The 14,386-nt window shown below is 42.3% G+C and carries 9 protein-coding genes; 1 reads left to right on the top strand and 8 read right to left on the bottom strand.

Annotated features, from left to right (window positions below; translation table 11 throughout):
• Positions 1-144: 144 nt before the first annotated feature.
• From B3143_RS01630 to B3143_RS01620, 3 genes are all read right to left on the bottom strand, one after another.
• A complete protein-coding gene (locus B3143_RS01630) occupies positions 145-2,250 on the bottom strand; it encodes a TonB-dependent receptor family protein (protein ID WP_286739308.1) in 2,106 nt (701 codons plus the stop codon).
• 232 nt (positions 2,251-2,482) lie between these two features.
• Entirely contained in the window at positions 2,483-4,885 is a 2,403-nt protein-coding gene (locus tag B3143_RS01625; RefSeq protein ID WP_286739306.1) for a glucose/quinate/shikimate family membrane-bound PQQ-dependent dehydrogenase, read from the bottom strand.
• Positions 4,886-5,051: 166 nt separating this feature from the next.
• A complete protein-coding gene (locus B3143_RS01620) occupies positions 5,052-6,314 on the bottom strand; it encodes a carbohydrate porin (protein ID WP_286739304.1) in 1,263 nt (420 codons plus the stop codon).
• A gap of 906 nt (positions 6,315-7,220) precedes the next feature.
• Between B3143_RS01620 and B3143_RS01615 the strand changes: the two genes are divergently transcribed.
• On the top strand, positions 7,221-7,724 hold the full coding sequence (locus B3143_RS01615; protein WP_286739303.1) for a hypothetical protein: 504 nt from the start codon (positions 7,221-7,223) through the stop codon (positions 7,722-7,724).
• Between the two features lie 35 nt (positions 7,725-7,759).
• Here the strand turns inward: B3143_RS01615 and B3143_RS01610 are convergent, their stop codons facing one another.
• From B3143_RS01610 to B3143_RS01590, 5 genes are all read right to left on the bottom strand, one after another.
• A complete protein-coding gene (locus tag B3143_RS01610; protein ID WP_286739302.1) occupies positions 7,760-9,127 on the bottom strand; it encodes an amidohydrolase family protein in 1,368 nt (455 codons plus the stop codon).
• Positions 9,128-9,152: 25 nt separating this feature from the next.
• On the bottom strand, positions 9,153-10,073 hold the full coding sequence (locus tag B3143_RS01605; RefSeq protein ID WP_286739301.1) for an ABC transporter permease: 921 nt from the start codon (positions 10,071-10,073) through the stop codon (positions 9,153-9,155).
• A 24-nt stretch (positions 10,074-10,097) separates the two neighbouring features.
• Complete coding sequence (locus tag B3143_RS01600) at positions 10,098-11,192, bottom strand: ABC transporter permease (protein WP_286739300.1); 1,095 nt, start codon at positions 11,190-11,192, stop codon at positions 10,098-10,100.
• A gap of 15 nt (positions 11,193-11,207) precedes the next feature.
• Positions 11,208-12,809: an ABC transporter ATP-binding protein gene (locus tag B3143_RS01595; RefSeq protein ID WP_286739299.1), complete on the bottom strand. Its 1,602-nt coding sequence runs from the start codon at positions 12,807-12,809 to the stop codon at positions 11,208-11,210.
• A 111-nt stretch (positions 12,810-12,920) separates the two neighbouring features.
• Positions 12,921-14,021, bottom strand: a complete 1,101-nt coding sequence (locus B3143_RS01590; protein WP_376745128.1) for a BMP family ABC transporter substrate-binding protein — start codon at positions 14,019-14,021, stop codon at positions 12,921-12,923.
• Positions 14,022-14,386: the final 365 nt, after the last annotated feature.

The following is a 14,386-nucleotide window of genomic DNA, read 5'->3' as shown; positions in this document are numbered from 1 at the left end:
ATGGCAACATTATACGAAATGAATTATATATTAGCTTTAAATAGAAATGTCCGCCTTAGATTTGCACTTATTGCTTATCTTGGCGGACACTCATATGTGAATATTAATCTTGAATAAATTGAGAAAGCTTAAGTCAGATTTAAATTAAAACTGTTTTGTCACGCTTAAACCAGCACTCCAGTTACGACCTTCTGCAGGTTCATAGAAACGACCATTGCTTTCGTTCACAATGACTGAACCTGAATAATCCTTATCAAACAGATTATCTACGCGTGCAAACGTTTTTATAGATAAATCTTTGACATTCCAGTTATAGCCTACATTAGCCCCAGCCACTGTATAACTTGGTGCAACTTCAGAATTAATATCATTCACAAAAATTCGGTCTGAATAACGCACATCAAGACCTGCATTAAAGCCATTTTCAGGTTTCCAGCCTAGACTGACAAAAGCCTGATTTTTAGCAATTCCAGGAATATAATTACCTGACGAAACTGCAGCTACTGTACCAATTGCTGGAATATCGGCATCAAATGTTGCATCAATATAGCTATAGCTGGCTTGAGCTGTTAGATCACGCCAAAGATCTTTATTCCAAGATAGCTCTAATCCTTTTCTTAGAGTTTTATCTGCATTACGAAACGTTGAGCGCCCGCCATCACTTCCCGCAGAAACAATGTCATTTTTGGTTTGAGTCTGAAATGCTGCTAAGGTCATATCACCAAAGCGATTCGCAGATTTTAATCCTAGCTCATAAGTTTCACTTTCAGCCGCTTTTAAGCTTAGTACATCGTTGCTACCATCAGCCGGATAAGCCATTTCGGTAAATGTTGGTGTTTCAAAACCTTGTGCATAGCTTGCATAAGTTATTAAATCAGGAAAAATTTTCCAACTTAATGCAACTGAAGGCAGTAATTTCTCATAAGTCGTTTTACCTGAATTATCGCCATTGCTTAGGTATCGATCTTCAGATTTAAAATGCACATTGCTATAACGCAAACCAGCATCTAGCGTCCAATCTGGCGCAAAGTTATAAGATGCTTGAATATAAGGATCTGCATTCCAAAGCGTATTGTCTTCATTACGACGGAGTTCACCTTTAACGCCTAAAGTATTACCGACAAAGTTTTGATAGCCTTTACGGTCTTCGGTCATACCATCTACAGCCACACCAGCAATCAATTTAGTGTTTTGTAAAATATCTGTTCCGGTCCAGCGAAGATCTGCTCCATAAAACTGACGGTCAAAATCAATGACACCACCCGCATGATTTGGACCACCTTGTGCTGTACTTGGAATAGATTGATATTGAGTGACTTCACGCTGTCCCCAATATGCCATACCGTACAATTCATGCTGATCATTGATCGGCTTGTTCCAGGTCAGTCCTGTCTGGAATTGCTCAATTTCTTTACGTGCATTATATAGCAACACATTCGCTGCGACCTGTTTAGGATTTTCTCGCCATTGATCTCGAGTTAAACCACCTGGATCATCTGCTGCAATTTTGACATAGTTATTGACCCAGTTAATTTTAGAGCCATCGTCCAGATCCCAAGTCAGCTTGGCATTGTTCAGTACTTTATGTGCACCACTATGATCACGGAAACCATCCGTATCAAAATAAGATGAACTGATGATATAGCTTGGTTCAGACGCATTTTCTGAACCACCTTGTAGTACCAGATTAGTTTGGCCTTTATTCTGACTGCCACCCGAATATCCCAAAGTGATTGAATCCGGTCCCTGCCCTTCACGGCTTTGTGTCAGGATGGTTCCGCCAGAAGAATTACCATATAGCGAAGAAAATGGCCCACTCAGCACTTCAATATGATCCAGACTATTCAGGTCAATATTCGAGGTTTGCCCCTGCCCATCCGGCATAGTCGCAGGAATACCGTCTACATATAAACGTACTCCTCGCACACCGAAAGTCGAACGTGCACCGAAGCCCCGCATTGATATCTGTAAATCCTGAGCATAATTTTCGCGGTTATTCAGCTGTAAACCTGGTACACCTTTTAAGGTTTCAGACAGATTTACATTCAGGCTATTCTGTTGTTCCTGATTCAGATAATAGGTAGATGCCGGTGTTTCCAGAATGGCACGATCTGTACGAGTTGCTTCAACCACAATGGGAGCCAGTCGCTGTACCTCAACCGGTTCCTCCGCATAAATTCCTTGACTGATACAAGCAATCAGACAGGATAAAGTCGATTTCATCGGCAACCGCGTGGTATGAAGGTGCATAGCTAATATTCCTGATATCTGGCATTCACTCATGCCATGGGAGTTCAAACGTTTTAAAAGTGTCTTATTAATTTTGAAGACTCAGCATCTGCAAAAGATCAAACTTAATACTTGCAGGAAAGCCGAGCTAAAGGTTCATGATTTTATAATCAAGCTTTATTGTCATAACAGCCTGTATTTTGCATAAAAAAGCCTGACGAATCAGGCTTTTTTACTTAACTATAAAACTTCATTATTTACTGTCAGGTAGTGCATAGGCAACCAAAGAGTCACCCATTTTGGTACCGAAGGAACCGTGACCACCCGCCATAATCACAACATACTGCTTACCATTGGCTTCATAAGTCATTGGCGTCGCTTGACCACCTGCAGGTAGACGACCTTTCCACAGCTCATCACCATTAGTCACGTTGATCGCACGGATGTAATTGTCTTGAGTTGCACCGACAAACATCACATTACCTGCAGTCGAGATTGGACCACCTAACATTGGTACACCCATTTTAAATGGAGGCAATGGAATGCCCGGCATACTGTCACGAATCGTACCGATACGACGTTTCCAAGCGATTTCATGATTGGTCAGATCAACACCAGCCACATAACCCCATGCAGGTTGTTTACATGGTAAGCCGAATGGAGAGAGGAAGGCACTGATTTCAACACCATAAGGCACGCCATACATTGGCTGTACCCCCGCTTCAGTACCTGCACCTTTGGCAGTCTGCTTACGGTTCGGATCTTGCGGAATCAGACGAGATACAAATGGCAAACCAATTGGGTTGGTCAATGCAATTTGACGGTCTGGATTCACAGACATACCGCCCCATTCGAATACCCCCAAGTTACCCGGGAAGACCAGCGTCCCGTTTTCAGATGGTGGCGTATAAATACCGTCATAGTTTAATTTCTTGAACGATACACGACACATCAACTGGTCAAACATAGTGGCACCCCACATGTCTTTATCAGTCAATTTATCTTGAGGAGCCAGATTAAAGTCAGAGAACGGTTGAGTTTTTGAATACCACTCGCCTTTGGTTTGCGGACCGCGTTTTACTGACTGAGGTACTGGTTTTTCAGTAATCGGAACGATCGCTTCACCTGTACGACGGTCTAATACAAAGGCATTACCGGTTTTGGTCAGCACATAGATCGCTGGAACCATGTTCCCGTTTTTGTCTTTGATATCAGTCAATGTCGGTTGAGCGGGTACATCCATATCCCACAAGTCGTGGTGAGTAGTCTGGAAGTTCCAGATCAATTTACCGGTAGATGCATTAATCGCCAGCATAGAGTTCGCATAACGCTCGTCTAGCTCAGTACGGTGACCACCGTAGATATCCGGTGTACCTACACCTGTTGGTACATAGACGATATCCAGCTGTGCATCATAAGCCAATGGCGCCCATGCGTTTGGAGAGTTATTTACGAATTTTTGACCAGGAGCTGGAATCGCGTTTGGATCTTCCGCACCCGTATCAAATACCCAGAGCAATTCACCAGTATTTACATCATAACCACGAATGACACCTGAAGGTTCTTCAGTTGAATAGTTATCTGTGGTTGAACCGGCGATGATAATGGTTGTACCTGTCACCACAGGAGGTGAAGTCGGGTTATAACCGCCTGGATATGGGAATGGCATGTCTTTTTGCAGATCGACTTCGCCGTTATTACCAAAGTCGGAACATACCTTACCAGTAGTTGCATTGACCGCCACCAAACGTCCGTCATTCACTGGTAAGATTACTTTCTGAGGACATTCGGCAGACGTTGTAGAACGAGCAGCTAGACTGCTTTCAAAACCGGTAGTGTTATTGGCATCGTAATAAGACACTCCACGGCAAGTTAAATGCTGGAAGGTATTGTCCGCTTTCAGCTTAGGATCAAAACGCCATTTTTCCTTACCCGTCGCAGGATCAAGTGCAATCAGGTACTGGTGAGTGGTACACATAAACAGGTTATTACCCACTTTAATCGGGGTTACCTGATTCGTAGTTTCACCAGAATCTTTATCCGTTTTTACATCACCGGTATGAAATTCCCAAGCTAACTCCAGATCTTTTACGTTATCAGCAGTAATCTGTTTTAATGGAGAATAACGTAAACCTGACTGAGTACGACCATAGGCTGGCCAGTCTTCGTCAGCAATACCTGGAATAGACTGATGCACTGCAGGCTGCTGTGATTTTAATTCGCCACGGATTTCTTGCGGGTCATTAAATACAGAGTAAATCATGACAGCAATCGTAATTGCCAAGGAGCCAGTCAGCGCTATTTTTGCCGCTTTGCTATCGCCAAAACCGCGAGTCACTGCAGGAATCAGCAGAGCCAGACCGAATAGACCTAAAATATCTAGACGTGGTGCCAGTGCAAAGAAGTCTGAACCCACTTCCCAAAGCCCCCATACCACTGTACCAACGACCAATACTGCATAAACAATAAGAGCTGTGCTTTTACGTTTTTGTAATAACACTGCTGTCGCCAGGAAGAACAGACCGGCAATGATGTAGTACCAAGACCCACCAAGTGTTGCCAGATATATTCCTCCAAATAGCAGAACCAAACCGAAAATGGCAGCAATAGCTGCCAGAATCGTTTTCAGTACTGAACCTGAAGACGAAGTATTCATATTGAACACCTTTTTTTTGATTTCTTGAACGTCTAAGCACTTAAGCGGCATAGACACCATATTGTTAAGTTCTTAGTTATAAATACATGAATACTTGGAGTATCAGTTCATCAATGCCCCAAAGTAATGGAAGAATCAATTGTGTATTTGCAACTAAAAACTCCGATTAGAACGACGTATTAAACTTGATTCCGCCTACCCAGACATTTTCACCGTCTTTATATGCGCCGACATGATGGACATATTGCAGGTTTGGACGAATGGTTAGCCAGTTAGTTGCATGAATGCCGTAATAGATTTCTGCATCGACTTCTTCACTACGGTTACCCAATACATCATTGTTCATATTGATCCGGGCAACACCCAAAGCGATTTCATCCTGTGGACGGGCATCCATCGCACCTTTGTAGACAAGACCGATATTTTGCATATCACTAACTTGGTTGGTTTTAGAGTCATGAACAGTGACGTTCACGAAACCGCTTAAACCACGAGAAGTATCCCCAGGATGTGCAGTGATTTGTTGTTTCGCTACGATCCAGCCCCCGTGATGATGACCATTTTGGGTTTGTTCATCTTGTGGAGTCACGCCATCAAATATTTTGGCATTAGCGGTGCTGTAGTAATAACCGGCACGATATTCACCTGGCAGTTTTTGCTCACCCAGTTTCGGTGTCCAGACCACTTCTGCAGGAATAATCGCGCCTTTAGATCCGTCTGTGCTCAGGTTAAAGCCTTTGCCACGATTGTCAGCATTTTCAGGGTTGTATTCATAAACCCCTACCTGAGTATAAACTTCCGGGGTAACGTTATATTTAACCCGCGCAGCCCATTGAGAAACTGGCCAGTTATACCATTGATCCCCTACCCAGTTACCCACTTGTGAACCGCACAATGCCAGATTCTGGAAGTCACAATCAAAACTGTTAAAGTCTTCACCTTCACCAAAACGTCCGACTTTTACATCCAGTTTTTGATCCAAGAATTGTTTCTTGATCCAGAAATCTGTTAGACGCCAAGTTTGACCGCGACCCCATACTTCCTGAACTGAACTTAAATGTCCTGTAAGCGCATCAGAAGTATTCGAAAGGTTGCGGCCATCACGATGAGTTACTGTAATTTGTGCTTCAGTGTTTTGCCAGCCAGCAATTTTTTCCAGATCCAGATGAGTACCAAGGTTTAACTGACCTGTATATTCTGTACCATGGCTATTTGAGCGTTTCGCGTCAAGCAAAGTTGCCATTTCACCTGTATATCCAAAGCTAAAATCATAGCCCTGCTCTTGAAGCTGGATACGTTGACCATTCCAGTCACCCAACATCCACGGACTTTCTGCACTAAATGCATCAGCGGCCTGAGTAGTTGTATTTGCCAATAGCAATCCAACTAAGGATGTATAGACAGCCTTAAATAAGGGAGAAATAGACATTAAATGCTTCACCTTAATCACGTTTTTACTAAATATAGTACACTCATTTAATTTTTTAGTTTCAAATAATGAAGGAAAAGTATTAATAATGTTATGAAGTTTAGCTAATCTAATCCTTTTGTTAATTTTAATTTAAGAAAATTTTAAATTTTAAATTCAATAATTTAAGAGGAATTAAATATAATATTAATAAAAATAATGCTACCTATAAATATTTTTTCTACATCAGTTCTTTTGTACAAAAATTTACCAATTCAAATTGCGTAATAAAAAACATTTAGTCTTTTTGTGCGTTTTTTATACTGAAACTTGATGGTCATCGCCTTTCTATTCTTGAATTTGTTACCGAGGAAAATTGAAAAAATCTGGTTCTATAAAGGTATCTAAAACCATTAAATAAGATAAAAAGTGATATCTGTTAAATAAAGTTTAAATATATGTAAAAATTAAAATTATTGACTCTTTATAGTTGATTATAGATGTATATTTTCTTAATCCTTTCAATCAATATTCTCGTTAACCACTTTATATTGGCTTCATCTTTTGATCAGCTAATTGTAAGTAAAATGAGTCATTATAAATAACTCCATTGAATCGCTACAAAATATGTAATGATTCGAGCTTAAAACTAAATAAAAAATGATTTAATATAGAATATAAAATTTAAAAACAATAATTTGCATCGATAAAAGTATATACTTTATTTTTCAAATGTTACCAATTCTCCCTCCTCTTTTCATACTTGCAATTAAAGCTATTCAGTCACATGATTAAGTGATTAAGGCTGCATATCAAGTGAGTAAAATCATGACGCCTGAACAACAATGCTTCCAAGCCATTTTGGCCCAATCCAAGCAGCATGATGAAGAAAAATCCTAGCGCTCAAAGCTGGAAAATAACCTGATCGTGCTCAGTCATGAACTGAAGGAAATCGCAGAACGCATTGAGGAACAATTCACTGATCTCATCTTCGCTGAAATGGATCATTTTCTAGAATCTCAAGGCTGGAATTCAGAATTTATTAATACCAGAAATAAAAGATATACCCTGAATAAAAAAAATATTTATCTCAGTGCGCTTAAACCAGCGATTGGAAAATTTTTATTTGTGATTAAGCATGGCCTGTTTGAAAGTACTGAACATCAGGTGGAAGCCTGCTTTAAAGATAGTACGACCTTGAGTCATTTTAAAACTGCCATGCAAGGTGGAAATCTTAAAAATGATATTCCGATCAAGGCGCTTGAAGAATGGTTAAAAGGCTTACAGTTAACATTGCAGAAATTAAAAGCTGAAAGTAACAACCTTCTGGCTGATGGTCTGACCTGTGAAGTGATCAAGGTCGGCCAGATTCATCATAAAAGACTGCCTAACTTTATCGAAGCCTTTTTATCCATTCTGGAGCATAGATAAGCCTGTTTAAAGTTAGGGGCAATTTTGAGTTCTATTTATAGGCGCTGTAACTCATTGACCGTACTTCCCTGTTCTGCGAGCCATTTCGCGCGGCGCTGGAACAAGGCTGGAGCAGCCTGATTGACCTGATCAATTAAGATTTGTAGATCAGCACGCACCAGTTTTCGGTTTTCTACTACTATCTGACCGTTCACCATGGTCATGTGCACATCCTGTCCTTGTACTGCATGTACCAGATTGGTATGTAAATTAAATAACGGGCCTTGATCAATCAAGGGTGTCATTCTTGGGGTCGCAATATCTACTGCAATCATATCGGCAAGTTTTCCAGCTTCTAGCGAACCAATCTGATCCTGCATACCTAAGGCTTTGGCACCTGTCCGAGTTGCCATCTGACAGACTGACCATGAGTCGAGTGCTGCGGCATCTAAACCGGAAAACTTCGCCAATAATGAAGCAGTTTTCATTTCTTCAAACATATCCAGATTATTATTTTCTTTCTCGCCGTCTGTACCCAGTCCTACTGCTATGCCGTGTTTAAGCATTTCCGTAATGGGTGCAGCCCCCGAGGTGAGTTTCATATTCGAGATCGGATTATGTGCGACACCAATATTATAGTGTTTTAAGATTTCGATCTCTGTTGAATCAGCCCAGACACAATGCGCTAACAGACATTGAGGCACATCCAGCATACCCATTTGCTCCAGCGTCTGGATCGGGCGCACGCCATAACGTCGAAGGTTTTCTTCGACATCAAACTTGCTTTCATTGCTATGCGTGTGAAAACCAGTCTGATATTCATGACATATTTTCTGGATACGTGCCAATGCATTTTCTTCAGCATAAAACAGATGTTCCAAGCCAACCCAGACCTGAATTCGCCCATTTTCGGCTTGATGCCATTTTTGAATTAAAGCTTCATTGCTATTGAGGGTTTCAAAATAGTTGTGATCTGAATGTTCAGCCACATATGGCACCAGCACTGCACGTATACCGAGTTGCTGTGCAGCCTCGGCACTACCTTCCATATAACGCCACATATCCACAATGGTAGTTGTGCCAGATAGCAGCGCTTCTGCATAACAGAGATAAGAGGCGATTTTGGCATCTTCCGGAGTCACTACCCGATGCATCGGGTCAATAAACTGCTGCAGCCAGTCCCAGACTGGTAAACCTTCGGCAGTACCGCGGAGCAGGCCTGAGTGGCAGTGGGTATTAATCAAACCCGGCATCAATAAACTTTTGGGATACTGGGTAACTGCAGCTTCAGGATATTGCTGAGTTACTTCCTGTAATGTTCCTACTTGTTTAATGAGAACACCATCAATCAGGATGGCACCACCTTTAATACAGTCCAGGCTTGAGTTCATGGTCAGGACATAATCTGCGCTTATAATTTTCATGAATTAATTCCTGAAATTCGTCCGATTAAGGGCTAAAGGTTTTGCCAAGTGACGCTGGTAAATTGAGTTTCAATAACTTCTTGTCATGTGAAATGAGGACTAAGACAATAATGGTTGCGATGTATGGCAATGCCGATAACAGTTCATTCGGTACTTCTAAACCCAGCGCTTGAGCATGAAACTGCAAAATCGTTACACCACCAAATAGATATGCACCCAACATCAAACGTGTTGGTTTCCATGCAGCAAAAACGACTAAAGCAATTGCAATCCAGCCGCGCCCTGCAACCATATTTTCAATCCACATCGGCGTATAAACCGTAGATAAAAATGCACCGCCAATACCTGCCATTGCACCGCCAAACATGACTGCACCATAGCGAATCGCCAGCACGTTATAGCCCATGGCATGTGCGCTTTCTGGAGATTCCCCTACTGCTTTCAGTAACAGGCCTAAACGAGTTTTACTCAGTACCCACCACACCAACACAAAAGCAAGAATGGACAGATACACTACATAGTTTTGCTGGAACAGGACTGGTCCTATGAATGGAATATCTGCGAGTCCCGGAATTTTTAGATTTTCCAGACCCGGTAAGGCGGTACTGACATAATTCTGTCCAAGAAAGGCTGAAATCCCGATCCCAAAAATAGTGAGTGCCAGACCACAGGCGGATTGGTTAGTACTTAAAGATAAAGTAAAAAATGCAAAAATTAGTGCCATCAATGTGCCTGCCAATCCGCCCATAAATAAGGCACTGGCGACACTGGCTTCATACTGGCTAGCGAAAGCAAATCCAGCAATGGCACCGACCAGCATCATGCCTTCTACCCCAAGATTGATGACACCGGTACGCTCTGCTACCAGCTCACCCAGCCCGGCAAAGATCAATGGCGTTGCCGCAGCGACAGTTCCGGCAACAATTGCGGTTAATTCAATACTCATGTTGTTATCCTTCTTCTGTCTGGATCAGGCTACTTGCGCAGTGGTCATGGTTTTTTTGATTTTCTTTTTGGCAAAACGGTAGCGGTTTTCAATCAGGGCATCTGAAGCCAGCAGGAAAAATAAAAGCAGGCCCTGGAAAATTCCGGTAATCGCGACTGGGAGTTGCAACTGCATTTGTGCCAGTTCGCCACCTAAATAGATCAGCGCCATCAGGAAACCTGAAAGTACGATTCCAATTGGATTTAGTCGGCCGAGATAAGCCACAATAATGGCCGCATAACCGTATCCTGGCGAAATGTTCGGATTGAGCTGGCCGATTGGCCCTGCTACTTCACAGATTCCGGCGATCCCCGCCATCAGACCCGAAACTCCTAAACTTAACCAGATGGCTTTTTTAGCTGAAAATCCTGCATATTGGGCTGCTAAAGGCGCCTGACCACTGACTTCCAGTTTATAGGCCATCAAGCTCTTACGGATAAAAATCCAGAACAGCACCACTGCGATGATTGTGATAAAAATTGAGGCGTTAATCCGTGTGCCTTCCATAATCAGCGGCAAGGTCGCGCTTTCCGAGAACATTACGGATTGTGGAAAATTCATACCATCCGGATCACGCCATGGGCCATTGACCAGATACATGAGCAGGAAAAACGCGACATAGTTCATCATCAAGGTCGTCAAAGTTTCCTGTGCATTAAAATAGGTTTTTAGCAGTGCTGGAATCAGCCCCCAAATTGCACCGCCAATCGCGCCCATAATCACCATCAACGGTAAAATCCACCAGCCGATCTGCTCATGAAACAGGATGGCGATACCACCGCCAAAGATGGCCCCCATAGCCAACTGCCCCTCGGCACCAATATTAAACAGACGGGCACGAAACCCAACAGCTAGACCTAAGGCAATTAAAATCAGCGGACTGGCTTTAATTATCAGCTCACTCAGGTTATAGACTGAGCTTAGAGGCTCGATAAAAAAGATATATAAAGCCTGAGCAGGATTCACTCCAAGCATTAAAAACAATAGGCTACCCACCACTAGCATGGCGAGTAATGCAAGCACGGGGGAAAGCCATTTCATTAATTGAGAAGGATGTTCTCTAGGTTCTAATAAATGCATATTTACACCTCTTCTCTACGCGTGTGCTTCATGGACAGGCTCGGACTCAGCTAATATTGCTGGATCTGCCTGAATACCTGACATGAGCAGGCCAATCTGTTCTGCATTGGTATTTTTAGCTGGAACGGGTGCAGACAGCTTTCCACCAGCCAGAACACAAATCTGGTCGCTAATTTCAAACAGTTCTTCCAGCTCTTCCGAAATTACTAAAATCGCAACGCCTTGGCGGGAAAGATCAATCAGGGTTTGACGGATAAACATCGATGCGCCGACATCAACGCCCCAGGTTGGCTGGGAAATAATCAGCACTTTAGGCTGTTGGAGGATTTCACGTCCTACAATAAATTTCTGCAAATTCCCGCCCGAAAGGCTGCGCGCTTCAGCTTGTGGTCCTGCTGCTTTTACCCCGAATTTTTCGATACATTGCTGGGCAAAAGCGACAGTTTTATCAAACTGGATAAAGCCCCATTTGTTTAAACCCTGACGGAAAGCAGTCAGTAAGGTGTTTTGTGCCAATGTCATATTCGGCACAGCACCCCGACCTAAACGCTCTTCCGGAACAAAGCCCAAGCCTAGATCACGTCGCTGGCCTGCACTGAGTTCAGAAATGTCATGATCTAATAGAAAGACTTGGCCTTTTTTCGCCGTTTGCTCACCGGAAAGCAGAGCCAGTAATTCAGATTGACCATTACCCGAAATACCGGCAATGCCCAGAATTTCACCCGAATTCAGGTTGAGTTGAATATTGGATAAGGACACGCCAAAAGGATCATCAGTTTCATAATTCAGATTTTTTACCTGGAACAGCGTGCGATGTTCGCCTGTATATTTAGCATGCGCATAAGTCGGCAATTCCCGGCCAATCATTAATTTGGCCAGTTCACTGGTACTATTTTCAGAAGGCAGTACATAGCCGGTGACTTTGCCATTACGCAGAATTGTAGCTTCATCACAGAGTTCTTTGATTTCATGCAATTTATGGCTGATATAAAGAATTGAAACACCTTGCAAAGCCACCAGTCGCAAAGTTTTAAATAACTGACGTACCGCTTGTGGGGTTAAGACTGAAGTCGGTTCATCTAAAATGAGTAGGGACGGATTTTGGAGTAGACAGCGGATAATTTCGACCCGTTGTCGTTCACCAACCGATAAAGAAAAAACTTCACGCCGTGGATCTACCGGCAAGCCATATTGTTCTGATACTTCGGTAATTTTAGCCGATAAGCTTTTTAGATCTATTTTTTCATCCAGACCTAATAAAATATTTTCAGCCACGGTCATGGTTTCAAATAGGGAGAAATGCTGGTACACCATGCCGATGCCCAGTTTTCTGGCCATCGACGGACTTTCAATCTGTACCTCTTTACCATTCCAGACGATATGACCGCTATCTGCTTTGGTCGCGCCATAGATGATTTTCATCAAGGTACTTTTACCAGCACCGTTTTCACCCAGGATGGCATGAATTTGCCCAGGTCGGACTTTTAAATGAATACTGTCATTTGCTTTCAATGAGTTATAGCTTTTGCTGATATTGATCAGCTCCAGTCGTGGAATTTGCTGCTCATTGAGCGATGACGTTTCGATGTCATTTGACATGTGAGGCAGATCGATCATAACTCAGTCTCCACTCATTTTGGCCCAGTCCATAAAGTGATTCATGGACTGGGGGATGATTTTTCAGGATTTACTTTCTTTTATTTTTAAGTCATACACATAGTGAAAGAATTATTTAGGTAATGAACCTTCAACCCCTCTCACATAGAAGTTCATTTTTCCAAGCGCTTCATCTGTCATTTTGCTGCCTTTGGTAATCACCAAAGTTCCATCCTGTTTATAGATTGGACCCTGGAATGGATGTAATGTGCCTTTATGAATCGCACTTTGTGCATTTAAAGCGGACTGCTTCACTTTGGCAGGAACAGCAGGCCCGAAGTTTTCAATTTTCACTGCATCCTGTTTTACGCCATACCAGAGAGCGGCAGGTTTCCAGGTTTTATTAGCCACTTGCTGCATGGCTGGGGTATAAATTTTTTCCCAGTGCAATACTGAAGCAGCCAGATGTGCTTTAGGACCAAATTTGCTCATGTCTGAATCCCAACCAAAGGCATAAACGCCTTTTTGTTGAGCCGCTTGCACCACTGCTGGCGAATCCGTGTTTTGCATCAGCACATCAGCTTTTTGAGAAATCAGTGCCAAAGCCGCATCACGTTCTTTACCCGGGTTAAACCATGAGTTCACCCAGATGACTTTGGTTTTGACTTTAGGATTGACGCTTTGTGCACCCAAGGTATAGGCATTAATATTACGAACCACTTCCGGGATCGGGAATGAGGCTACGACACCCAATGTATTGGTTTTGGTGGTTTGCCCCGCCACTACACCCAGCATGTAAGCACCTTCATAGGTACGCACATCATAGATGCCGAGGTTTTTCCCTTTCTTATAACCAGTCGCGTGCATGAATACAGTATTGGGGAACTGCTTCGCGACTTTTTCCATCTGGTTCATATAACCAAAAGAGGTCGCAAAAATTACTTTATTGCCCTGCTGTGCCAGATTACGAATCACACGTTCAGCATCGGCCGTTTCAGGCACATTTTCGATATAAGTCGTTTTAAATTTTCCGCCCAAAGCTTTTTCAGCTTTAATACGCCCCTGATCATGAGAATATGTCCAGCCATGGTCACTGGTTGGTCCAATATAGACAAATGCAGCTTTATCGACTGCAAAGCTCTGACTACTGATCCCCAAACCAATAATTGCAGCCGCAATTACAGGCAGTGAAAATTTTTTCATTATCTTTTTATGTTTGGACATATTCAGCATAAATTGCCTCCGTGAATGCCATTTGAGTTTTATAAATAGCGGCTTTAAAAGATCTGAATCGAAATCAAAAATTTTACTGGTTGCTATATTTCTATTAATTAGCAACTTCTATTCCAATTCAGTTCAAAAAATAGAACAGGTGGATTGCAAGACAGTTATAATTTTTAGAATGATCTGTTCTTTTATTTATTTTTATAAATTACAATTATTTACTACCAAATATTTGATATAAAAAAGTTTAACAGTTAAGAAAATAAGTCGAGAAATATAAACTCCAATCTAAGTCAATAAACAAAGCTGCTAGAAAACCAGGCTCAGCTCAAGATTGAGAAGTTAATAAGATTGAATGGACCTCTTGCGAAAGT

This window comes from Acinetobacter sp. UBA1496 (genome assembly GCF_002324975.1).
Taxonomy (GTDB): domain Bacteria; phylum Pseudomonadota; class Gammaproteobacteria; order Pseudomonadales; family Moraxellaceae; genus Acinetobacter; species Acinetobacter variabilis.
Note: the sequence above shows the minus strand (reverse complement) of the source record. Positions and strands in the feature narration are given on the sequence as shown.

What these genes read in the sequence shown, in the direction of transcription:
- B3143_RS01595 (WP_286739299.1), bottom strand. Translation starts at nt 12,809, where the DNA reads ATGATCGATCTGCCTCACATGTCAAATGACATCGAAACGTCATCGCTC.
- B3143_RS01590 (WP_376745128.1), bottom strand. Translation starts at nt 14,021, where the DNA reads ATGCTGAATATGTCCAAACATAAAAAGATAATGAAAAAATTTTCACTG.
- B3143_RS01620 (WP_286739304.1), bottom strand. Translation starts at nt 6,314, where the DNA reads ATGTCTATTTCTCCCTTATTTAAGGCTGTCTATACATCCTTAGTTGGA.
- B3143_RS01600 (WP_286739300.1), bottom strand. Translation starts at nt 11,192, where the DNA reads ATGCATTTATTAGAACCTAGAGAACATCCTTCTCAATTAATGAAATGG.
- B3143_RS01625 (WP_286739306.1), bottom strand. Translation starts at nt 4,885, where the DNA reads ATGAATACTTCGTCTTCAGGTTCAGTACTGAAAACGATTCTGGCAGCT.
- B3143_RS01605 (WP_286739301.1), bottom strand. Translation starts at nt 10,073, where the DNA reads ATGAGTATTGAATTAACCGCAATTGTTGCCGGAACTGTCGCTGCGGCA.
- B3143_RS01610 (WP_286739302.1), bottom strand. Translation starts at nt 9,127, where the DNA reads ATGAAAATTATAAGCGCAGATTATGTCCTGACCATGAACTCAAGCCTG.
- B3143_RS01630 (WP_286739308.1), bottom strand. Translation starts at nt 2,250, where the DNA reads ATGCACCTTCATACCACGCGGTTGCCGATGAAATCGACTTTATCCTGT.